This is a genomic window from Streptomyces sp. NPDC001514 (genome assembly GCF_053597075.1).
On sequence record NZ_JBSFHO010000027.1, the window covers coordinates 18,635 to 43,957 of the forward strand.

2 pseudogenes are annotated in these 25,323 nt (G+C 70.2%); both read left to right on the plus strand.

From position 1 onward, the window contains the following. Positions 1–1,102: 1,102 nt before the first annotated feature. Positions 1,103–1,843, plus strand: a pseudogene (locus ACWCXB_RS25410) (TNT domain-containing protein); the annotation flags it as partial. Positions 1,844–3,880: 2,037 nt separating this feature from the next. Further along, positions 3,881–25,225 (plus strand): annotated as a pseudogene (locus tag ACWCXB_RS25415) (lonely Cys domain-containing protein); the annotation flags it as partial. Between the last annotated feature and the right edge of the window lie 98 nt (positions 25,226–25,323).

Here is a 25,323-nt window from a genome sequence, read left to right on the forward strand (position 1 = left end):
CCGGTTCGGCGTGGACATCGAGGACGCGCACGGGCGGTTCGACGAGCTGTGGCGCGGGATCGTCGCGCTGGACCGTCTGCGGGCGGCCGACTGGAGGCTCGCGCCGGCCGGACCGTTCGCGCTGGACCTGTTCGATCTCGCCGCGCACGCGCACCAGGGCCTGAGGGTTGGAGAGGCGCCCGCGCCGGAGCACTACGAGCTGATGCTGCGTGCCGCCCGGGAGATGCTGAGCGGCAATCCGCGGGCCACGCTGGCCGAGTTCGTGACCCTGCCGGCCGTGGACGCGGCGGCGGCGAAGTTCCAGTGGATGGCCGAGAACCGTCTTCCCGCGGCTCCACTCGCGCGGGAGATCCTGGAGCTGGATCCCACCGACGCGGTGGGGCCGGTGGAGTTGCTGCGGCTGTTCTGGTCGATGGTGAGGCTGGCTCGCTGGGAACAGCGGCGCACGCAGGCACAGGCCGACGAATTCGCCGTCCGGGCACTGCACCTTTCGCGGCCCGAGCCCACCCCGGACACTCGTACGCGGCTGAAGCGGCTGCTGCACAAGGCGGCGGCGATGGGTCTTGACATCGACGATCCCGACGAGGTGGGCATTCTCGACCTCGAGGAGCGCGGGGCGTTCGACGAGCAGACGCTGATCCTCGACTCGAATACCGAGACCCTGGGCCGCGACTATCGCCTGGCCGCCGAGGCGGTCATCGACGACCCCAGTGAGATCAGCACGCCTTCCGGGACGGAGCGGGCCCCGTGGACGAGCCCGCCGTACCTGGAGCTGTTCGACGAGGTCCCGGGCAGGCCGGACCTGCTCAGGATGCGCCTCCCCGAAGGGACGGTCGACATCACGCACCGGCAGGCGGCCCTGCTGGCGCTGGTCGACCCCGAGCTGGACCAGCGCAGCGGACAGACGGCCGTGCTCCTTGGCGTGAACGGCGCCGCCCGGCGGCACGGCCTGGCCGAACTGCCGCGGAACACCGCCCGCCGCACCGCGATCCCCCTGAGCGACCTGACCCTGCAGGACGATCCGGACAACCCCGGTATGCAGCGGATCTGGCTGGACCGGCGGGATCCGTCCCGGCCGCTCACGGACGAATTCGCCGTGGTGATGCCCGCCGACGGGACCCTGGTCAAGGCGGACTTCGACTCCGGGGACGGGGAGCAGCCGGAGCCGGTCAGGGACACCCGCCGGAAGGCGGGGAAGAGGAACGATTGGCAGGCGGCCCTCGACCTGGAGATCGGGGCTGTCGCGCGGGGGGCGTTGCGCCTCCTCGGCGGACGCGCGCTCAAGTCCGCCCCCGCGCTGGGCACCGGCGGGGTCCGCCGTTACGGCCTGCTGGGGCCGAAGGACCTGCCGAAGAAGTGGCAGAAGCCGGTGGGGCCCCTGCTCGCCGGGTGGAAGCGGACGGGGAAGCTGACCCCCAGGGCCTTCCGCAAGAAGTACCGGGAGGGCCGCGCCGACACCAGCAGCTGGAAGTACCCGCCCAACGAGGGTTTCGCGGTGATCAACGGGCGGCTCGATAAACAGCCCAAGCGGCTCGACACGGGTGAGCTCATCGACCGCTTCGGCTCGGAGTTCGGTGCCTTCCTCGCGCCCGCCGGGGATACGTACGCCAAGCGTGCGCTGCCCCCGCAGAGTCTGAACACCCGGGACGCCGGCCCCGCCTTCAGCTACCACGTCTACAAGGTGACCAAGCCGTTCTACGTGTGGGAGGGTCGCATCGCGCCCTGGTTCGAGCAGCCCGGCGGCGGTCGGCAGTTCAAGCTCGATCCGGCGTTCCTCGACCCCGGCCCGGAGCAGCAGCTCAATGTGAAGTGGCTGCTCGAGAACGGCTACCTCGAGCGTGCCACTGACGCACGCGAGGGCGTCGGCGAGCTGCCGGACCCCGGGCAGGAGATGGACCTCGCGCCGATGGCGCTTCCGTTGCCGCCGGTGGAGGAGCGGCCGGCGGTCATCGTGGACACGTCTGCCCGCCGGAAGGTCACGATGGGCCAGGTTCCCGAGTCGGTCGTCGCCGAGGCCTCGGCTCTGGGGCAGTACCTGGAGATATCCCCCGGGTATCTGGAGCGGGATCTCGGAATGCCGATGTGGGAGCAGGCGGTCTTCCAGCACTTCGCCGACACCATGAAGGTCGTGCTGGAGGTCCGCCCGTCCAACCCGGACGGCATCAGGCACCTGCTGGCGGGTGCCATCCCCAAGCCGATGGAGATCAAGGCCAAGACCATCTCACCGGTCGACGTCCACCTGGGCGCCCGCTCCAGCGATGTCGGTCTCGTCGGGCTGTTCCGGCCCGAGATGCCGGAGCGGACTCCCGAGCTGGACGCGATCCCCGGGTTGTGGGACAGGATCACCAAGCGGCACGAGCAGCGGCTCGCCGAGTACGAGTTGCTCCATCCCCAGATGGAGGCTCTGAAGGGCCGCTTCTGGATCAAGCGCGGCGTGGTGTGGGGCCGCAACTCCGCCGGGCAGGACCGCCCGCTGGGACCGGACCGCGACATGTACAACATCACCCTGCCGGACGGCCGGCAGGTTGCCCCGGACGTCGAGCGGGCGGTGATCGCGAAGCTGTACGAGCAGGGCGTGGCACAGCACGGTTCCCACCTGTTCTGGAACCCGGTGTCGCCGTTCGAGCGGACCATCAAGGACCGGATCGTGCAGACGCACCGCAGCGGCGCCGAACCGCTGATCCGGTTCGTTCCCGGCGGTGGGCGGCCCCTGCTCGTGCCCGCGGAGGAGGGAACCCCCTACGCGGGCGCCCCGGGCCGCCGTCCTTCGGACCTGGGACACGAGCCGCCGCAGCACGGCTGGATCGGGTACGTGGACGAGGGCGTGGCTCCTGAGGACACGGGCATGGGCGCGGCCACGGACGGGGGCAGTGCGGCCGGACAGCCGGCGCCCGGCGCGGTGCCCGCGACCGTCGAGGGCGAGGCGCCGGCAGAGCTCCCGCTCAGCGCGGAGTCGGTGGCGGCGGTACTGACAGGTGGCCACGTGCCGCCGGTCGCGGAGCCGCCGGCGACGGAGGAGCGGCCCGACATACTCGCACGGCAGGCGGGAGGGGCCGGGGAGACGGTCACAGGCGAGGCGGGCGAGCTGGCGGCGCGCCTGATGGCGGCGCTGCGGCTGGAGCCGCACCACCACGAGGCGGTGCTCAACGCGGCCCGGGACAGGATGGAGGACGAACCGGCTGCCACGTCGGCCACGTTCACTCCGGCGGTCGACGCGGCGGTGAGGAAGCTGGACGCGTTGGTTCGCAGACGGGGCGCCGGTGCCTTGACGGAGGCCGCGCGGGAGACCCTGGGCCTGACCCGCGCCGAAGCGGTGACCTTGGCGGACCTGCTGGGGATGTTCTGGGCGCTCGTGAAGGCGGCGCAATGGGGGAAGGGCCGCAGCACCGATCAGATCGAGGCGTTCGCGGTGCTGGCGCTGCGCCTGCCCGAGCCCCGTCGGGACCTGGACACGCGGATGCGTCTGCAGTGGCTGCTGGTCAGGGCGGCGGCGCTGGGGATCGACATCGAGGACCCGAGCGCCGTGGCTGCCCTCGCCGAGGACAAGCCGGAGACCGGAGCCGCGACGGCGGACGACGGCACGACGGGTCTGGTTTCGGACTCCGAGGACCTGCTCGACACGGTGTCGGAGCTGTCCGACGAGGACACGGAGTGGGACACGTGGTCGCAGGTGTCCGCGCTGCCCGACGAGGACGAGGCGCCCGCCGGTGAGCCGGAGCCGGCGGTGGACCCCGCGCACATCGCGCTGCTGGAGCGAGCGTTCCGAGGGGAGACGGCGACGGCACAGGACCGGGAGCGGCGGCTGGACGCCCTCGCGTACCTGAAGCGTCTGGACGCGGCGGAGGCCGGGCCCGGGGAAGCGGCGCCGGGCGACGCACTGGCACGTTACGTGCTGCGCCTGGGCGAGAACGCGGAGGTCACCGATGACCACTGGCGCACGCTGATCGAGCTCGCGGAGGACCCGGACGTACGCGACGCACGGACCTGGGCCCAGATGTCGGCCCGGTACCTGAGGAAGAGAGGAGCGCTGTCGAAGGAGACCGAGCTGAAGCTGGCGGACGGCACATCGGTGGGCCGCGACTGGCGGGACTTGCCGAAGCCGCACGGACTGGATCTCAGCAGCGTCTGCACCGCCCAGCGGATCGACGGGCGCTGGTTCCACCACGCGCCAAGGACGCCGCTCTGGTCCGCGAAGAAGAACAGGAGCCCGTACACGATGGCCGCCGTCGGCACCCCCTCGGGGCAGTCGGTCAACGTGCGGGTGGACGACGGCACCCTGCTGCCCACGCCCAAGGAGGTGCTGCACGAGCTGATGGTGCTGGACCCGCTCTTCGAGCGCACACCAAGGGAGGCGGGATTCCTACTGCTCGGCGACTGGGCGGGACGATTCGAGGCCGAGATGCTTCAGTATCTGTCCGACCAGCTGCTCTTCGAGGGAGTGGGCACCGACAGCCAGATCGTCTTCCTGCCTCCGAAGCAGCGGAGCCGCTGGAATCTCCGGACGGCGGAGCAGACACGGGGCGCCCTGCGGATCGGCCTGGTCCACCAGGGCGAGGACGCCTGGGAAGGGCAGTGGATCCGGGTGAAGCCGCGGCGATCGCCGGCCACACCGGCCACGCCGGGCAAGGGCGCGCGGGGCACGGCACCGGGCCTGAAGCTGCAGACGTACACCCTCCAGGACGCCGACGGCCGTCGCATGGGCCGTGCCGACTACACGGAGAAGGACATCCCCGCGAGGATGGGCCTGCTCCGCCGGCTGCGGGAGGTCACCACCTTCGTCCGCGAGAATCCGCTGACCGGGAAAGCCGATGTCAGGACGGCAGAGCGGATTCCCTCCGTCAGCGCGCTCAGCAGATGGCTGTTCGGCCACGCCGGGCCGGGGCACGCCTGGGTGGTGGACCAGCAGGGCGAGAAGCATCCCGTCGACGGCACACAACTGGGTGAGATCGACAGGCGTCGGGCGAGCTTCGCCGAGCTCCCCGAGGATGAGGCCACCATCCTGCCCCGCTGCTACTTCGCCCTTCCGCTGGCGGAGAACCGCAAGCGGCAAACCCCGTTCGCCTTCGGTCCGAACCCCTTCGTGGGCGACCCCGCGGGCACCCGCCGTCCCATCCAGGATCACGCCGACGCGGTGGGCCATCAGACGGTCGGCTTCGACCGCGCCATCCGCTCGAGGGCCATCGGGGCCGGAGTGCCGAGGATTGCGCTGATCGAAGGAGTGCGCAGCGCTCCGGGCAGGGTGATCAAGGCGAATCCGCTCCCGAAGGGCGCGCGGCTCGACATGCTCGTACGGACGGCGGGTCTCACCGAGAACGGGGAGGTCACGGACGCCGGGCGGGAGGACGCGAAGCGCCTGATCGTGGTGCTGCGCGAGCGGTTCGGCCCCGATGTGGACACGAAGGATTCCGGGTTCTGGACCCTGTGGGCGGGCATCGCCGCGCTGCGCCAGATGTGGGTGGCCGACGAACGGCTTCGCCCGTTCGGCCCGTTCGCGCTGGACCTGCTCGACGAGGCCGCACACGCGCACGGCCGCCTGAAGGCCGGCAAGCTGCCCCAGGAGCGGCACTACCGCGCGATGCTGGTGGGCGCCAAGGCGGCCCTGGACCAGAACCCGGAAGCCACGCTGGCCATGTTCCTGCCGGAGCTGCCGGCGGTGGACGGCGCGGCGCGGATCCTGGACGAGATAGCCCGCGATGACGACGCCCTGGAGGCCGCGGCACGGGCGGCGCTTGAGCTCGACGACACCGATGTGGTGGGTCCGGTGCACATGCTGCGGCTGTTCTGGGCCGTGGCGAAGGTCGCGCGATGGGAGCAGGCGCGTAAGAGCGTCGACGAGATCGACGCGTACGCGGTCCGGGCGTTGCACCTGCCCGCGCCCCGTCCCGACGACGCGACCCGCGCGAGGCTGCGCACGCTGATGATCGGGGCGGCGGCCATCGGGCGCGACCTGGACGACGTCACCGATGTGGCGGTATACGACCTGGACAAGAACGGCGGCGCCTTCGACCGCCGGACGCTGATGGTCGACGCCGAGGGCGAGCCCGCCGGGCGCAACTACCGCGAGCTTTCCGACGATCCCCTTGTCGTCGACCCCGATGTGATCGTCGGCCCGTTCGGGCGGAAGGAGCCGGCGCCGTGGCCGTCGCGGCCGTATCTGCCGTGGATCAAGCTGGTCGGGAAGAACTGGGTCGAGATCGTCCTTCCGGGCGGCACGTACCGCATCAGCATCGAGGAGTTCGCCGTGCTGATGCTGCACGACCCCGATCTCAGGGAGCTGCACCAGCACTTCGCCGGTCTGCAACTCCTCACGGACGGCACGGAGAGCGTGACCGGCCTGAAGGGCCACCTGGCCGACATCCAGCGGAACGCCGGCCGCCCCGCGACGGTCACACGCGGCGCCTTCTCCGTCGTGGACGATCCGGAGAACCCCGGCCGGAAGCTGCTCAAGCTCAATCCGTGGGTTCCGGGCCGGCCGCTGAAGGACGACTTCCGGTCCGTGCGGCACTCCGACGGTGCCTTGAAGCCGGCCCGCTTCCCCGACACCGCGCCCCAGACGATCGACCTGGACCTGCCGCTGCGGCCGTCCACCCCCGCCGAGCCGACGTCGGCGGATTCGGACGTGGCGGCGGTGCATTTGTCGCCCGATGAAGAGCAGTTCTTCCTGGCGCGGGGCCACAGCGCGCGGGAGGCGCGGCCGGTGCAGGATGCCGAGTGGGATCCGGTGGACGGCGGGGATCTGGCCGGCGGACCGGCCACGTCGGAGTACCCGGACTCGGTGAACTGGCAGTCGGTGTACTCGCAGTCGGTGTACTCACAGGACGCCGACGCCGACGCCGGGGTGTCGGCGTCGGAGGAGGATGCGGCCCTGGCGTATGCCGTCCGCGAACGAGGCGTGCGGGCACAGCAGACGCGGCCTCTGCCTCCCATCGGAGAGCTGGCGGACGGCGGGTACTTGGTCGTCGACAGGCGGTCCTCGTCGGTGTATTCGCAGGATGGGACGGGGTCTGAGGGGCCGGGTGCGGGAGATGACTCTCTCGGCGTCGACAGGCGGTCCTCGTCGGTGTATTCGCAGGATGAGATGGGGTCTGAGGGGCCGGGTGCGGGAGATGACCCTCTCACCGGCCGTCGGGCGGTGCACGAGCTGGTCACCGAGTACGAAGTGGTCGGCAGCCGGGCCGGGACGGGCGCCCTGTTCACGTTCGTCGGCAGAGCGGGTTCGGCCGTCCATCTGAAGGACGCCCTGCCCGGCTTCCCGGGCATTCCCACCGCGTACCTGGGGACGGAGGAGGTGTTCGCGGCGGACCGTCCGCCGCTGTGGGTGTCGCAGGACCGGACGATCGCGTTCCCCGAGGAGGGGGAGCAGACCCAGACCTTCTTCGCGACACAGCGGGTGGTGGAGCGTGCGAACGAGGAGTTGAGGCTGCGCGGTGCCGAGGCTGAGTGGGACCTCGATCTGACGCTGGGGGTGAAGTTCACCGGGCCGGACGGCACCGACAAGGAGCTGTACCAGGTGACGGCGAAGTTCCTGAACAAGAAGGGGAAGGCGAAGGAAGAGGCGGGGCACAGCCTGGCCAGGCAGGTCGCGGGTGACAAGGTCGCCTCTCACGCGGTGTTCCGGGCGGGCGGGACGACCTACGGGGCCGTGATCGAGGCGATCACGGTCGGATACGACGGCGCGGCCCAGCTGGCGGCGATGCTGGCGGAACTGGCGCGGGGCCAGGCCGATCTGGGAGAAACGGGTCCGAAGTGGGCCGCGGCTCAGATGGGCAGGGGAGCACTGCTGGGGAAGAACAAGATCGCGGGATCGGTGCCTCGGCCGGGCAAGGAGTACGGCGGTGTACAGGCGCTGAACTCCGGACAAGCCGATCCTTCGTTGCCGCAGACGCTTTCGCGGGCCGCGGAGAAGGTGGGAGTCAACGAGTACGCATGGGCGAAGAACGTCCTTGAGGCGTATGTCGTGCAGAGCATCGAGCACGTGGGGCAGTTGGACAAGGGCAGGCAGACCAACTACGCCAAGCCGGGCGAGGGGGAGTCCTCGGACCGGATGGGCAACGTGGTGGCCATGGTGATGCTGGTCAGCGAGGACGGCCAGAACCAGGTGGCCATCACCAACCGTCGGCGCCAGGTCGCGCTCAAGCAGTTCCGGGACATGGCCTTCGCGGCGAATCTGAAGCTGACCTCCGAGCAACTCGACGAGCTGGAGTCGCACCTGCGGGGCCGTCTGGAGGAGGGGGAACAGGCGCGGTTGCCGGAGCGGGACCGGCAGCTGCTGGAACGCCTCCTGGCCGTGGTGGACGTACTTCGCAAGTACCACGATCTGAGTGCCAAGCGCGACGCGCTGGAGGCCCGGCCGGCGGGCGAGGTTTCACCGGACGATCTCAACTACGCGGCGAACGCCGCGAAGGACGCCAGGGGCGCACTGCTCAAGAGACTGGCGGCGCTGGAGGGCATGCCCAGTGCGGACGGCTGGCACTTCACCATGTACGGCTCGCGCCCCGGCGAAAGCGCGCACGACTTCCACGCCAAGCTGCTGTCCTCCGAGGCCGCCGTCGTCGCGAACCCTCTGACGTACGTGGTGACGCACGCGAGCAAGGTGAATTCCTTCCTCATCACCCGGGAGGCCAGCGAGGCGTATATCAGGAACAGCATCACGAAGGGGGCCGAGTACGTGGCCACCTCAGGGCTGTGGAACGCGGCGGAAGGAATCGCGTTGCCGTCGCTGACGCTGAACGTGACGGTCTTCCAGCAGCCGTCGGCCCTGCAGCAGGAGTTGCGCTCCCGACGGCAGCAGTCGCGCCGACAGCAGGCGAAGACGGGCGCATTGAGCGCTCTGTCGGCCTTCACAGGCCGGCTGAAGTGGCGCGGTGCCTTCGCCGAAGGCAAGGAACAGGCCGCGAGGCTACGCGAGAGCCTCATCGAGGAGCTGCAGAAGACGCTGGCCCTGCGGCAGCCCGCCGGCACGGCTGCCCCGATAACAGCAGCGGACTTCTCGATCTCGGTGAACGTGGTCGGCCGACCCGCGCCCGAGGACAAGAAGCCGTACGACGTGGAGGTACTGGTCGAGGTCACCGACCCGCGGGACACCGAGCCGGACCGGACCCCGGGCACCGCGGCCCTCGAGGCCGTCGTCGAGAAGCGGGGGCCGCTGATCCATACGATCGAGGCGTCGGTGCCGGGTGTGTGGATCAGAACGTCGTTCCCGGTGGGCGGGAAACCGGGTGACTGGGAGCTGCGGAAGGCCGCGTACAGGCGGCTTGCCGAGGTGAAGAAGTTCAAGCTGTGCATGCGGGATCCGGTGACAGGGGAGCTGCTCATTACGGAGGTCGACCTGCCATGGGCGTTGGAGGCGTCAGGGAAGGGGAAGGGTGAAGCCGGCCTCTCGCACTTCTTCGGCTCGCACGCAAGCGCCGAGGGTGTCGATCTCGCGGATCCCCTCGGCGGTCTGATACGCCACGCTGCCAGTGATGTCGGGCAGATGCTCACTCGGCGTCGCAGTTTCAAGGCACTGGCGCCGGGCGGCAGGCTGGTCCTGCTTTGGTGTGATGGTTACGCTCACGCGGCACGCGTGGCGGGCTGGGCCGGAATGCCGGTCTTCACCCCGAACGGCAAGCTCTTTGTGGTTCCGCCGAAGGAGCCGGACGGGCTGCCCGAGCTGGTGCTCTACGCCGTCAACGAGAATCCGGGCTGGGTCGAAGTCCTCCCGCAGGGCTCCCCGGAGCTGTGGGGACCGGAGCGTGTCTCCCCTGCAGAGGGGAAGATCCTCCCGGCCGGGGAGTGGACCCTGGCGTCCGAGTCGGACATCCCGGGGACGGAGTTTGAGCACGGCCCTGAGACCGGTACCGAGGATCCAGGGGACCCGGAGGACCCGGAGGACCCGGACGGCTCGTCCGGTCCGTCCGGTCCGCGGGGTCCGTCCGGTCCGCGGAACGGTGACGGCTCCGCCGGGGGCGGACCGGTCGGCGGTTCTTCCGTACCCGTCACCGGGTCGGCCGGTGCCGCCTCAGAAACTGCTGCGGCGCCCGCTGGGCAGTCCGGTGGCGGTCAGGCACGTCCCAGGAAACGGAAGGCTGGCACAGCGGCCGGCGGACCCCCGCGTCGCCGCAAGACCGATGCCGTCGCCGGCTCTGCGTCCGCCGCGGGGTCGTCCGGTGGCACGCGTTCGGAGTTCCACGTGGTTCTGCTGCGGGGTCCCGCCACACTCGGCGCCGGCCGCAACGGGACCAAGGACCTGAGCGAGAGGGCGGCGGCGGAGTTGCTCGCCTTGTTGCACTACCGCAGGTTCAGCAACGTGGACGACCAGGCCGAGGGCGCGGGTCTCAGCTGGGAAGCTGTGAACACGAGGATAGGTCGTCTGAATGGGATCCTTGAGGATAGTGGGGCGGAGGAGCCGACGATCCTGATGCCGGGCGGTGGTGCGCCGTTTGGGGTGTCTGGTCTGCGGTCGGACTGGGATGAGTTCCTGCAGCGAGCCGAGGAGGCCAGAAAGGCCGAAGAGGCCGGGAATGAGCAGGGGGTTCGGGAGGCTCTGGAGAGGGCGCTGGCCCTGCTGGATCCGCACGCCCTTCCGCTTGGTGCCATGGTGCCCAAGTGGGCGGTCGCGCTGCAGCAGAAGATGATCGAGAAGCGTAATGAGGTTGCCAGGCTGGCGGCGGACTTCTATGGCCGGGTTGGTGATGCGGCGGAGGTGGCGCGGGCCAAGGCGTTGATCGTCAAGGATGAGAAGCGGCCGTATCTGAAGCTGCTGAACGGCACGCCCACGCTTCATGGGCTCCACGACCCCAAGGGCACCTTGCGCCACGAGATCCGCCTGGACCAACGCCAAGTCCAGACGCTGGTGCTCGCCTGGTTCAACACGGTCGGCGGCGGTGCTGTCGGCAAGGCCATGCGGGCCGCTGACCTGGACCTGAGCAAGCCTACGCTGAAGGAGAGGTTCCGCAAGCTGAACGAGAAGCTGGCCAACGTGGTGTATGCGCCTGAGACCGCGACCAGTGGTGATGGTGTGTATCGGGTGTGGGGGTTGCGGTCGGATGTGGGGGATCTGCTGAAGGGGGTCGAGGAGAGCTGGGGGAAGGTGGGAGGGGAGGAGCTGGCGGTTCTGGGGGAGTTGCTGGGTCGTCTGGTGGAGGCCGGGGGGCGGCCGTTCGGTGAGTCCCCGGTCGCGTGGCAGGAGGGGGTGCAGGGGCGGCTGATCGGTCTGGTGAACGGGATCGTCAGGCGGGTGGAGGAGCTGGGCAGTGAACTCGATGACCATGGGGCGGTGGAGCTGGCGCGGCAGCGGCGTATCGATCTCCGCCCGGTCCCCGACCGGAACGGGCCGTTCCTGCGGCTGCTGGGCACGCCCGAGCTCCTTTCCCAGGATGATGCCGAGGGCACCCGGCCCCAGCCACTCACCCTCAATGAGGGGACCGGCTTCAGCCAGGAGTCCGTGGCCGGATGGCTCGCCTTCTACCACGTCAGGACCGACGTGCACGGCGTGGATGCCCAGGTCACCGCCATGGGATTGGAGAAGAACAGCCTGCATGTCCATGCCGATGCGCTGAACCAGGTGCTGGGGGCGGTGCAGGGGGGGCCGCGGGTTCGGTCGGTCGGGTGGGGTTTGGGTTATCGGTTGGTTCCGGGGGTGGTGTCGGACTGGGAGTTGTTGAGGGCGGGGGCTGTGGAGGCTCTGGGGGCGGGGCCGGGGGGGCTTGGGGTGGTGGAGGGGGAGCTGGCGCGGGTGGCGGGTGTGCCGTTGGACGGGGTCGTGCAGCGGTGGGCCGGGGCGGCGAGGGGGGAGATTCGTGCCGCGGTGGGGGCGTTGGCGGGGGAGGCGTTTGTGCTGCGTTGGGGTCGTTGGGGCTGGTCGGCGGCGGAGCTGGTGCGGGATCGGTTGGTGGCGGATCTGTTCGAGGGGCGGGGGTGGGCCGGGCGCCGGTCGGATGCTCCGGTCACGGAGCCGGTGGTGGGGCCGGACGCGGGTGTGGTGTTGCGGTGGGTGCTGGGTGAGGGCGCGGCGGTGGAGGGGGATCTGCTGGCGGGGATGGCGGTGTTGGAGGGGTTGCGTGCGGCTGACCCGGGTATGGCGGCGTGGTTGCCGGGGGTGTCGTGGCGGTTGGTGGATGTGGCGGTGCGGTCGTGGCAGCTTCAGAAGGAGGGGGTGGAGTGGGGGGAGGGCAGATATGCGGCGTTGGCTGGGCAGTCGGGGATCGCCGATGCTGAGGCCACTCGCGCGTATCTGAGGGATCTGGCCGACAGGGGGGCGGCTGGGCAGCCGGAGGGTGCGGGGGGCGGGGGGCGTCTCGATCTGGTGGATGAGGTGCCGGTGATCGGGCATGTTCTGTTCCGGCTTGGTACGCGGCTCCGGTCGGTCGGGTTGCTGGATGCTGATGGGCATGTGGATGTTGGTTGGTTTGTGGCGCGGGTGTTGGGTGTGGGGGATCCGGCCGGGCTCACGGGTGGGGATTTTGAGCGGGTGTTGTGGGGGTTGGTGGCGGTGGAGACGTGGTGGGAGCGTGGTGTCGCTTCGGGTGACTGGGCGGAGAGGGTGCGGCGGATCTTGCATCTGCCGGGAGCGGATGCCGGGGATCCGGAGGTTCAGCGGTTGCTGTTCTTCGTCCTCGTGTGGGCTGCGGTGAGTGGGCGTGATCTGGATGATGTTGATGCGCTGGCCGCCACTGATCTGGAGCGGCGGGGGGCGTATGGCAAGGAGACCGGGCTTCGTGGTCCGGGTGGGGAGGAGAACGGGGCGAACTGGTCTCCGGTGGAGATGGAGGGTGTGGATCCGGAGACGGTTTTGGTCACTGTCGCGGATGGCGGCCCGGAGGGCTCCGCCGGCCCGGCTGGTTCGGCTGGGGGCCGGGGCCGGGGCCGGGGTGGTAAGGGGAAGGGCAGGGCTGGTGCTGCTGGTTCGGCTGCTGCTGTTACCGCCGGGGGTGGGGGTGTGGTGGCGGGGCCGGTGTCCGCGTCGTGGCGTGGGAAGGGTTCGGTTTCCTTCCTGGCGCTGGGTGGGGTGGAGGTGCGGGATGGGGTGGTGTGGGTAGCGGTTTCGTGGCCGGGGCTGGTGGGGGAGGGCCGGGGGGCGGGTGTGTGGGTGCGGCGGGAGGAGGTGGGGTGGCTGTGGTCGTGGCATCCGCGTAATCGGGCTCTTCCGGGAGGGTTGGCGGGGTTGTCGGGTCCGGCGTGGACGGTGGTGTTTCATCCGGGTCATAACGGTTTTGGTGCGGGGCTGGTGCATGAGGCTGTTCAGGCGCGGCATCACAGTGTCGTGTGGAGCAGTGGCCTGCCCGTCGGCCTGACCGACCCGCCCGCCCCGCCCGCCCCGGCCGCCCCGTCAGACCCGCCCGCTCCTGCCGGGCAGGCCGGCGTGGCCGGTGACCTGGCCGGCAGGCCGGGGTGGATGCTTCTTCGTGGGCGGGCTTTGCCGTGGGTCACGGTGCAGGCGCCTGCTTCGGCCCCTGCTGATCTGAAGCCGTTCTCGGATGTGCCCGGTCCGTTGTCCCTGGTCCCGGACCCGGACCCGGTCTTGGACCGGTCCCGCGGTGTCGCGGAGCCGTCCGCGTCCGGGCAGCGGCCCGGGACAGCGCGACCCCCCGCGCCGGACAGCGCGTTGGGACTGGGTCTGGACTCCGGAACCATCGCGGCTCCTGTGCCGCCGGATGCCGGTGACCCCGGGGATGAGGAGGGTGGGGGCCGGACTTCCGCGGCGGAGTTTGACGACCTGAATGTGGGTCAGGACGGTGGCCCGTCCGAGGGCGGTGGTGAGGGTGCCCCGGATGGTGGTGGGGGTGTGGAGGGAGCTGGTGCTCCTGTCGACCTGCGCGCGAAGGGGGGTGGCCCTGTCGACCCGGACCAGGACAGAGAGTTTCCGGACGAGCTGCGTCGCACCGGACCGGACCGGACCGCGGGTGTTGAGGCCGATGGCGGGAATGGGGGGCCGGTGGACGGTTCTTCTGTACCCGTCACCGGGTCGGCCGGTGCCGCCTCAGAAACTGCTCCGGCGCCCGCTGGGCAGTCCGGTGGCGGTCAGACACGTCCCAGGAAACGGAAGGCTGGCACAGCGGCCGGCCGACCCCCGCGTCGCCGCAGGACCGATGCCGTCGCCGGCCCTGCGTCCGCCGCGGGGTCGTCCGGTGGCACGCGTCCGGAGTTCCCTGTGGTTCTGTTGCGGGGTCCCGCCACACTCGGCGCCGGCCTCAGCGGGACCGGGCACATGAGCAAGAGGCCGGCGGCGGAGTTGCTCGCCTTCTTGCAGTACGGCAGGTTCGGCACCGCGGAAGCCCAGGCCGGGGGTGCGGGTATCAGCGTACAGACGCTGCAAACCAGGATCGGTCACATCAAGGAGCTCCTGCCTGGTGGTGCGGATTGGGCGCCGAAGGTCCTGATGCCGGGCCATGGTGGTGGGGCGTATGGGGTGTCTGGTGTGCGGTCGGACTGGGGTGAGTTCCTGAAGCGGGTCGAGGAGGCCAAAAAGGCCGAAGAGGCCGGGAAGGTCGCGGAGGTTCGGGAGGCTCTGAAGAGGGCGCTGGGCCTGCTGGATCCGCACGCCCTTCCGTTCGGTGCCAAGGTGCCCAAGTGGGCGGTCGCGCTGCAGCAGGAGATGATCGAGAAGCGTAAAGACGTTGCCAGGCTGGCGGCGAACTTCTATGACCGGGTTGGTGATGCGGCGGAGGCAGCGCGGGCCGAGGCGTTGATCATCAAGGATGAGAAGCGGCCCTATCTGAAGCTGCTGAACGGCACGCCCACGCTTTATGGCCTCCTGCGTGACGACCCCGAGGGCACCGTGCGCCACGAGATCCCCCTGAACTCACGCCAGGTCGAGACGCTGGTGCTCGCCTGGCTCAACAAGGTCGGCGGCAGTGTTGCCGGCAAGGCCATTCGGGCCGCTGACCTGGACCTGAGCGGGTCTGGGCTGAGGGGGAGGTGCGACAAGCTGAACGAGAAGCTGGCCGAGATGGTGTATGCGCCAGAGATCGTGACCAGTGGTGATGATGTGTATCAGGCGTGGGGGTTGGGGTCGGATGTGGGGGATCTGTTGAAGGGGGTCGAGGAGAGCTGGGGGAAGGCGGAGGGGGAGGAACTCGCGGCTCTGCAGACGTTGCTGGCTGGCCTGGTGGAGGCCGGGGGGCGTCCGTTCGGTGAGTCCCCGGCCGCGTGGCAGGAGGGGGTGCAGGGGCGGCTGATCGGTCTGGTGAACGCGATCGCCGGCCGGGTGGAGGAGCTGGGCAGTGAACTCGGTGCCGATGGGGCGGTGGCGCTGGCGGGGCAGCGGCGTATCGGTCTCCGCCCGGGCTCCGGCCGGAACGCGCCGTTCCTGCGGCTGCTGGGCACGCCCGAGCTCCACGGCCGTTACAAGCATGACACCGTGAGCACCCGGCCCTACCTGCTCACCCTTGAAGCGGGGGAGGCCGCGCACGAAGCCGTGGCTGGGTGGCTCGCCTTCTTCCACATCCGGGCCGACGACGTGCGCGACACGGAAGCCCAGGCCACCGCCATGGGAGTAGCGAAGGTCACTCTGGCTTTCCGTGCCGACTCGCTGAACCGGGAGCTGAACAAGATCCAGGGGGGGCCGCGGGTTCGGTTGGTCACGAAGGGTTTGGGTTATCGGTTGGTTCCGGGGGTGCTGTCGGACTGGGAGTTGTTGAGGACGGGGGCTGTGGAGGCTCTGGGGGCGGGGCCGGAGGGGCTTGGGGTGGTGGAGGGGGAGCTGGCGCGGGTGGCGGGTGTGCCGTTGGACGGGGTCGTGCAGCGGTGGGCCGGGGCGGCGAGGGGGGAGATTCGTGCCGCGGTGGGTGCGTTGGCGGCGGAGGCGTTTGTGCTGCGTTGGGGTCGTTGGGGCGGGCCGGCGGCGGATCTGGTGCGGGATCGGTTGAGGGCGGATCTGTTCGAGGGGCGGGGGTGGGCCGGGCGCCGGTCGGATGCTCCGGTCACGGAGCCGGTGGTGGGGCCGGACGCGGGTGTGGTGTTGCGGTGGGTGCTGGGTGAGGGCGCGGCGGTGGAGGGGGATCTGCTGGCGGGGATGGCGGTGTTGGAGGGGTTGCGTGCGGCTGACCCGGTTATGGCGGAGTGGTTGCCGGGGGTGTCGTGGCGGTTGGTGGATGTGGCGGTGCGGTCGTGGCAGCTTCAGAAGGAGGGGGTGGAGTGGGGGGAGGGCAGATATGCGGCGTTGGCTGGGCAGTCGGGGATCGCCGATGCTGAGGCGACTCGCGAGTATCTGAGGGATCTGGCCGACAGGGGGGCGGCTGGGCAGCCGGAGGGTGCGGGGGGCGGGGGGCGTCTCGATCTGGTGGATGAGGTGCCGGTGATCGGGCATGTTCTGTTCCGGCTTGGTACGCGGCTCCGGTCGGTCGGGTTGCTGGATGCTGATGGGCATGTGGATGTTGGTTGGTTTGTGGCGCGGGTGTTGGGTGTGGGGGATCCGGCCGGGCTCACGGGTGGGGATTTTGAGCGGGTGTTGTGGGCGTTGGTGGCGGTGGAGACGTGGTGGGAGCGTGGTGTCGCTTCGGGTGACTGGGCGGAGAGGGTGCGGCGGATCTTGCATCTGCCGGGAGCGGATGCCGGGGATCCGGAGGTTCAGCGGTTGCTGTTCTTCGTCCTCGTGTGGGCTGCGGTGCGTGGGCGTGATCTGGATGATGTTGATGTGCTGGCGGCCACTGATCTGGAGCGGCGGGGGGCGTATGGCAAGGAGACCAGGCTTCGTGGTCCGGGTGGGGAGGACAACGGGGCGAACTGGTCTCCGGTGGAGATGGAGGGTGTGGATCCGGAGACGGTTTTGGTCACTGTCGCGGATGGCGGCCCGGAGGGCTCCGCCGGCCCGGCTGGTTCGGCTGCTCCTGCTGGTTCGGCTGGGGGCCGGGGCCGGGGTGGTAAGGGGAAGGGCAGGGCTGGTGCTGCTGGTTCGGCTGCTGCTGTTCCCGCCGGGGGTGTGGTGGCGGGGCCGGTGCCTGCGTCGTGGGGTGGGAAGGGTTCGACTTTCTTCCTGGCGCTGGGTGGGGTGGAGGTGCGGGATGGGGTGGTGTGGGTAGCGGTTTCGTGGCCGGGGCTGGTGGGGGAGCGCCGGGGGGCGGGTGTGTGGGTGCGGCGGGAGGAGGTGGGGTGGCTGGCATCGTGGCATCCGCGTAATCGGGCTCTTCCGGGAGGGTTGGCGGGGTTGTCGGGTCCGGCGCGGACGGTGGTGTTTCATCCGGGTCATAACGGTTCTGGTGCGGGGCTGGTGCATGAGGCTGTTCAGACGCGGCATCACAGTGTCGTGTGGAGCAGTGGCCTGCCCGTCGGCCTGACCGACCCGCCCGCCCCGGCCGACGAGCCCGCCCCGGCCGACGAGCCCGCCCCGGCCGACGAGCCCGCCCCGGCCGACCCGCCCGCCCCGACCGACCCGGCCGACGAGCCCGACCCGACCACCCCGACCGACCCGTCCGACCCGCCCGCCCCGGCCGACCAGGCCGACGAGCCCGCTCCTGCCGGTCAGGTCGGCGTGGCCGGTGACCTGACCGGCAGGCCGGGGTGGGTGCTTCTTCGTGGGCGGGCTTTGCCGTGGGTCACGGTGCAGGTGCCTGCTTCGGCCCCTGCTGATCTGAAGCCGTTCTCGGATGTGCCCGGTTCGTTGTCCCTGGTCCCGGCCGGTGACGGCACCCCGGCCCCGGCCCCGGCCGCTGCCGCTGCCGCTGCCGGTGGGGGTGAGGGCGCATCGTCTGGTGTGGGTGGGCCGGGCGCGGGTGCGGTTTTGACGGAGGTGGAGGTGGATGAGGAGGTTGTTGTCGGGGGTGCGGCTGTCGTGGGGGATGGTGGTGGGGAGGCTGTGCCGCCGGATGCCGGCGACTCCGGCGATGGTGAGGGGGACGGGACTTCCGCGGCGGAGTTTGACGACCTGAATGTGGGTCAGGACGGTGGCCTGTCCGAGGGTGGTGGTGAGGGTGCCCCGGATGATGGTGGGGGTGTGGAGGTGGCTGGTGCCTCTGTCGACCCGGTCCTGGATCAGTTCTCGGACCTGGACCCGGTCTTGGGCTTTTCGTATGGGGATGTGGTGATGGGCGGGGAGGGTTTGTCTGACTTCGAGAGGGAGGCCCTGGAGCGGTTTGATCCTGCTCCGAACCTGCGCGCGGAGGGGGATGGCCCTGTCGACCAGGACCAGGACCCGGTCTTGGGCTTGCGGGATGGGCAGGGGGAGGGGGATGCGGGTGGGGAGGGTTTGTCTGGCTTCGAGGGGGAGAATCCCGGTGCCGCGGAGCCGTCCGCGGCAGGCGCCCCGTCCGGGAAGCGGCCCGGGACAGCGCGACCCCCCGCGCCGGGCAGCGCGTTGGGACTGGGCCTGGACTCCGGAACCATCGCGGCTCCTGTTCCGGCCTCCGGCGGGACGCACCCCTCGGGCCAGCTGATGTTCAGCTCCGAGGACGGGAGCGGTGACAGCGACGCCGCCGCCGACTCCGGCAGCGACAGCGACAGCCGGGTGAGCTCCGAGACGGGCCGTCGGGTGGACCTGCTGGCTCAGCTGAGCGAGAAGGGTTTCGTCTGGACCGGGGACCACGGGGACCTGGTGGACGCCGCCGCGAGGCTGGCACGGATGTGGCCGGCGGACGCGCTGCTGGGTGACCTGCCACTGGACGCGAAGAAGCTGGCGCGGCGGGTGCTGTCGCTGCGTCCGCGGACGAGGGTGAGCGCGGTCCACTGGCGGAAGCTGTTCGAGCTGGTCCTGAGCCCGGAGATGGCCGACGCGGACAGCCTGGTGACGCTCGCCGCGGGCCACCTGGACGAGGTCGTGAAGATCCTGGGGCCGCACAGCGAGCGTCATGGAGCGGACGGCTCGTTCCACGGCTGGTCCTGGGACAACGGTACGGTCTCCGCTCCGGCGCTGACCTCGGATCTCGACCTCGGGGAGGTGTCGGAGGCCGAACTGTCGGGGCCAGGACGACTGCGGATCACCGAAACCCGACCGGCCCCCTGGCCGGGCAGGCCCGTCGCGATCAGGGCGGAGGGTGATCCCGACGGCTTCTTCGTGAAGCTGCTGGACGCCGAGGACCACGCGTACTGGCCCGCCGTGGACGTCTTCGGGGAGCTGATGGCCCGTGCGATGGAACGGAAACAGATCAGTCCCGACGCCCGGATCCTGCTGCTGATCGACCAGATGGCGAGCGGACTGCGGGTCGGCCCGGAGATGCTGGCCTTCACCACACGCCGCATGGTGTACGCGACGGACGGACGGTTGGCGCCCGACCGGTCGTCGGCGGGCCGGATGCGACCCGCCCTGGTCCGCGCGGACGGGGAGCGCCCGCCTCAGCTGCACCTGTCCGAGCCCCGTGACACCCCGCCGCCATTCGGCGGAGATCGTCCGAGGTTCGGCTTCGACCTCTTCACCGACGACGCCGGGCGGGTGCGCACCGTCGCCTCGCTCGCCGAAGGGGAGGCGAGCAGTGCGTGGGAAGTGGCGGCGATGCGGGTCGGTGACAGTCTGCGGACCTTCTTCCTCGTGGACTTGAAGACGAAGCAGAAGCTTCGCCGGATCGAGCCCATCCCGGACGGTGAGCGGTTCCTGGAGCTCCACGGCCATGCCACGCCGGGCTACTCCCTCCTGCGGGCCTGGTCCGGTGAGAAGGTGGCCGTCACGTCGTCGGCGTACGCGCTGGAGGTCAAGGGCATCCTGGCCGCCCTCGGGGTGCGGTCGTACGATCTGTCGCTGCTCCTGACCAAGTGCAACGCGGGGATTCCGATCGGCGAGGATCCGAGTTGGCTGTACAGCATGTGGGAAAGCGGTCCGCTGCCGCCCGTGGCGGACGTGCTGGCCCATTCCGCGGAGGTCCAGGTCGTCGCCAACGTGACGGGCTTCAAGGTATGGGCGAGCAACCGTCACGTCGGCTACGCCACCGAGGACGGCCGGACGTTCCGGGTGATCGCGGCGTCGGTGTTGCCCGAGCACCAGGGCCGTATCGGGTACGTCCTGCCGGAGCCGCAAGGGGCGGAGCTGGACACGGTGGCCCGGGCCATGCGGCTGCGTCGCGGTGCGGGCGAGAGCCAGGAGTCGCTGCGGACGCGGGCGCTGCGGCTGACCAAGGCGCTGCGGCGGGCGTTCGGTCAGGAGGTGGGCAGCAGGCCCGGTGAGCGGGACCTAGCACGCCTCATCGGCGCGCTGGAGGGGATGTGGCTGCGAGACCCGCGGGCCGAAGAGCTCGGTCCGTTCACGATGGACGTGTTCGACGAGGTGGCGCGTGCGGTGCGCGACCGGTCCCGTACGGGCCGGCCGTCGCCGGATCCGGCGTGGGCGGATCCGCTGACCGAGGCCGACTACCGGGCGGCGCTGGAGTTCGCCGACCGCGCGGTGGCGGCCGACCGTCGTGCCACGCTGGGCTCGACGCTCGCGGTGCCCTCGCTCGACCAGGCGCTCGCCTTGCTGCCCCATCCCGGTTCCGCGTCCTTCCTGTCTTCGATGGACGCGATGGCGCGGGACGTGCTGCGGCTCGGTCCCGAGGCGCCGGTGGGCGAGGTGGAACACACGCGGCTGCTGCTGGCGCTGATCAGGACGGTGGCGTGGCAGCGTCACTACTCGGAGGCGGAACGCAAGGACATCGCTCGCGAGGTCCTGCACCTGCCGAAGGACCAGGAGCCTGGGGAGCCCGAACTCCGGGGTCTGTGGGAGCTGGTGCTGAAGGCGGCAGCGGCCGGCCGCAACGTCCACAGCCGCACCGCCCTCGGCGGCTACCGGCTGGTGCTGCTCGGGGGGCTGGAATCCCGTTACGTGGTGGGGGAGGGCACCAAGCCGACGGGGCGCGACCTGAGCGGCGTGACGGACGGCGACCAGGAGCTCGACCGGGGCCGCTTCGTGCATGCCGGCGACCTGCGCGAAGAGACGGCGGTGTGGAATCCCGACGACCCCGCCGACCTGCCGTATTTCCTGTCGGTGGGCAAGAACCCCGAGCCCGGTCATGTGACCGCGGTGCTCGACGGACACGCGCACACGGTCCCGTTCGCGCACCTCGCCGATTTCATGATGTACGACTACGAGCTGGCCCGGGGCGCCTTCAAGGAGCTCGCGGTCGTCGGTCCGGACGCGGACAGCACAGGACCGTCCGGGAAGTCGGTGGACCACGTACTCTCGGACATGCTGCGCAAGCCAGTCCGCATCGTCACGGTCGATGCCAAGCTCCAGGAGAACCCGGACTCGGTTGAGCGGCGGCTGAACATCGTGATCGACCCCGGCCTCGATCCAAGGCCGCTTGCCGCTCACTGGCGGACGGCCACACCGGCGCCCCTCCAGATTCCCTTGCCTCCGTTCACCCCGCCTCCCGCGACCCCGCGCGATCCGGGCGAGATGGTGGCCCCCGACGGCGCCCTCCGTATGGCGCTCGCGCCCTTGTCCCTCAGCGGCGATGATGTGGGGTCCCGCGGCCGGGAACTGGAGGATGACGGCGACACCGACAGTGAGGCCGGCACCGGCGCCGACAGTGAGGCCGCCGGCGAAGAGTCGGACGACGAGGGCTTCTTCGGCGTCGAGTCCGGGGTCGGTGACGTGGGCCCGTTGTTCGCGACGGCGGGCGGGGAAGAGCGGTCCGGCCCTCGGGTCAGGGTCGATCCGACGTTCGACTGGGACACTCTTGACGACCTGAGCGACGGCTCGGCCGAGGAGGGCGCCGATGCTGTCGACGGGGCGACCGCCGAGTTCGCCGAGGGCCTGCTGCCGGCCGCCGTGCAGCCGACAGACGCTGCCGACATCGTGCCGCCGCCTGTCTTCTACTCTCATCGAGAGTCATACCGGGCGGATAGACGCCCCCCGGCAGTCGTCTTCCGTGAAGGTCTTGTACCGCGTGGCGGAAATCTCGACCTTGAGGAGTACGTGCGGCTCGGGTTGGGAGAGAGCGCCGACTACGCGTTCGTGGGGGCCAGCGCATCGAAGGAATGGGTGGCTGGATGGGTGAGCGAGGGCTATGTCTACTGGATCGACGCTCCGGGCGGCATCGACGTGGCTGAGACGTTGGCCGCGAACGGGATTCCGTACCAGACCGCGGAGGAGGATGAGATCGCGCACGCGGGGGGTGTGGCACCCTCCTTCATCAGGGGCGCCTGGCCGGTCGTCCCGGCGCCGCCCGATGTCCCGGACGAGAACACGCTCGGCGAGTGGATACCCAACCCGCACTTCCACGGGGCGCGGGGCTCGGCCGGTGAGGACGACGACGGCGAGTTCTCTGACATCCCCGGGAAGGGGTACGAGCAGGGCCTTGAAACCGGCGCTGAGGATCCTGGGGACCCGGAGGACCAGGACCCGGAGGACCCTGACGGCTCGTCCGGGCCGTCCGGGCCGCGGGGACCGTCCGGGCCGCGGAACGGCGACGGCTCCTCCGGGGGCGGGCCGGTCGACCAGCCGCTGCCGGATGCAGAGTGGGTTTTGGTTGACGGGCTCGACGCGGCGGTTGGTCCGGCTCCCGAGGCGGCGCCGGTCGCCGCACCTTCCGACGCGAGGGCCGACGGCGCGGATGGGAACGCGGACGAGGGCGAGCGGCACCCGGTCGGCCCGCAGGGCGCGGGGGAGCAGTTCGCGGGCGAAGACGCAGCCACGGACCCGCTCGCCGGGGACGACGTACTGTCGCGGCGGGGAGGACCGGTCGGCGAGGCCTTCCTGAGGGACCGGCAGCAGGACGAGGCAGCCGATGCCTCGGAGGCGTCCGGGGCGGCCCGGGAAGTCGGCGGGGCGGATGCCGACGGCACGGGACCGACCGGCGACATCCCGCTGACCGATGCGGAAGGGGAGCGACTGGACAGGGTGTTCGTCCCGCACGCGGGCGGCCTTCTGGGGGCCTTCGCCGACGCGATCACGGATCTGGCCGCAGACCGTCCGGGCTCCGGTGTCTCCCACCCGGTCGCCGACGACCTGCTCCAGACCCTCGCCCGGAGCGGCAGCCGTCCCGACGGTGACAGGCTGATGTCTCACCTCATCGCTTGGCTGTACCGTCACCCTGGTCCGCTGCCTCGGAAAGTGTCCGAAGTCCCCGCTGACACACCGGCCGTGGCCGACTTCCCGCTGCTGACCCCTGGCCAGCGGGCCGAGACGGCCCTCGCCCCGGGACAGACCACCGTCGGCGGCCTCGGACTCACCCCCGACCGCCGCTTCCTCTACGGACTGTGGCACGCCCACCGCACCAACCTGTGGCCCATGTCCGTGGTACGCGGTCTCGGCGCCCTGCTCGCCGCCCGTACCGACACCCGTGTCGTCCTCGCTTTCCACGCGCCCCCTCAGCCCGTCGAGGTGGAGACCCACAACCCCGGTGCGACCCACACCCTCCGCTTCGACCTGCCGGCGGGCCCCGAGGACTGGCCGCCGGTTCTGGCACAGCGCGCCGAGCGGACAACGGCGGTGCAGGCAGGGGCCGTGCGGCGGTTCCGGACTCCGGAGAACATCCAGGACCTTTGGACCGACGGCTACTGGGAGAGAGAGGCAGGCACCCTCCCCGCGGTCGAAACCACGGCGCAGGGAGGTGGACGGACTCTCAACGTGATCCTGACGAACGTGGCGAACGAGCTCCTGTCGGCGTTGACGGCGCAGGGAGCGCGGACGGACCAGAAGGAACTGCGGCTGTTCCGGACGATGACCGTCGAGGAAGCCGACGCGATCCTCGCATGGAGGGATGCCGGCAAGATGGCGGGCACCGAAGCGTGGCTGAGCGAGCATCAGAACGACGGACAGATAATGGCCAACTTCCATGCGGCCAAGAACGCACCCGGCTCCACCGTCGGTGCCATGCCGGTCCAGAACCACCTTGGTGACATGGATCAGGCGAACCGCTACTACAAAAGCCAGCGCGACCGGCACCACGCGGACCACAGGAAGGCGGCAGGGGGCGCGAGTAAGAGGGGCGTCGGCGGTCCGGGGACCAGCGTCCTCGAATTCACGCTCAAGCCCGGCGCGCACGAACTGCTGTTCAGTCCGGATTACATGGCCCTGTCCGGAGAAATGGGGGCAGCCGCGGCACTGCGCAGAATCTTCGGTGCGCGGGGTCGCACCTTCCAGACGGGTTCGAGCGGTGAAGGAAGCCTCACCGGGTATATCGGCATGAAGCCGGAAAAGCATGGCGACTTCAGCCTCAGCCTCGGGGACACCGAAGCGACCAAGCTGTTGTTCCAGCTGTTCGTCAAGGACATTCAGGAAGCTGCCCGCAGTGGCCCGCAGGACGTGGGGGAGCCGCTCGCGGGCGAGGACGCCGCCACGGACCTGCCCCCCGGGGACGACGTCGAGGCGAATGCACACCGGGTGATAGACGCGGGTGCCCCCCAGCCCACGGCGGCCGGTGCTGAGCCGCCTGGGCCACTGGCACAGGCGGGAGCCGACGTGATCCAGCGAGCTCCCACAGTTCGCGAGACCAGGCTGATCTCGCAGCTGGGTCCTTCGTGCTGGTTGTACGTGCTGGAGGCCATGGCCAAGGCCTACGGCCTCAACACCACGGCACTCAATGCCGCGATGCGGTCCTTCCCCGGTAAGAGGGAGCGAGATGCTCGGGCCGCCGTTCAAGGCACTGCGAAGCGGGCGACAGGTGTCCAGATGATGCAGGAGAACTTGCAGGCGATGCGGGGGACCATCGACGGAATGGACAGTGATACGGTCACGCACGAGCAGCTTCTGACGACGATCAGGACCCGCGTGCCGGCAGCGGGCCCGTCAGGTGCCTTCGCTAAGACCATCTGCGCCCCGGACGAGAGCGTCCGGAAGGAAGATCTGATCCGACTGTTCGACAAGGCGATCGAGAAATCGACACTGCTCCTGTCACTCACCTCTGCCAATGGCGACGAAGTCAGCCTGATTCTCAACGCGGGCCAGCAGGTGATCGACCCCTTCCCCGAGAACGGCAGTGAAGAGGACAAGGCCTGGGCGGTCCGTGACGCCGAATCGACCATGGGATTGATCACGGACTTCCCGCAGTACATGACGGTGCGGAAGAGGTTCACCCGTGCGGCCGTCACGGATGCCGACCGGCGATTCGTCCAGGACTTCCGACGCGTCCCAGGGAACGCGGACAAGGCTGCGCTGCTCGACTGGACGGCAAAGAATGGCCTGGAGCCCACGGCGCATGCCGTGCTGCTGACCAACTACGACGCAGTGAACGGGTTCGTGTACTACAAGGACCCGAATGTTCCGGCCGCTGAGATCAAGATCACGTTCGAGCAGTTCCTGATGATGGCGGGCGCGGAAGGGACGACGGACAAGCTCACGATGCGCCCATTCATCCCAGGCGAGAACGGCCGCAAGTCGCCCCTGGAGAACCTGGCGGACTGATTCCCCAGGGCCTTGAGCTCTCGCGCAGACTGAACATGGCTGGTGCCCCAGGGCGGAGCGGTCGTGCATCTCCCGGTTCGGGAGAACAAGGGCACACT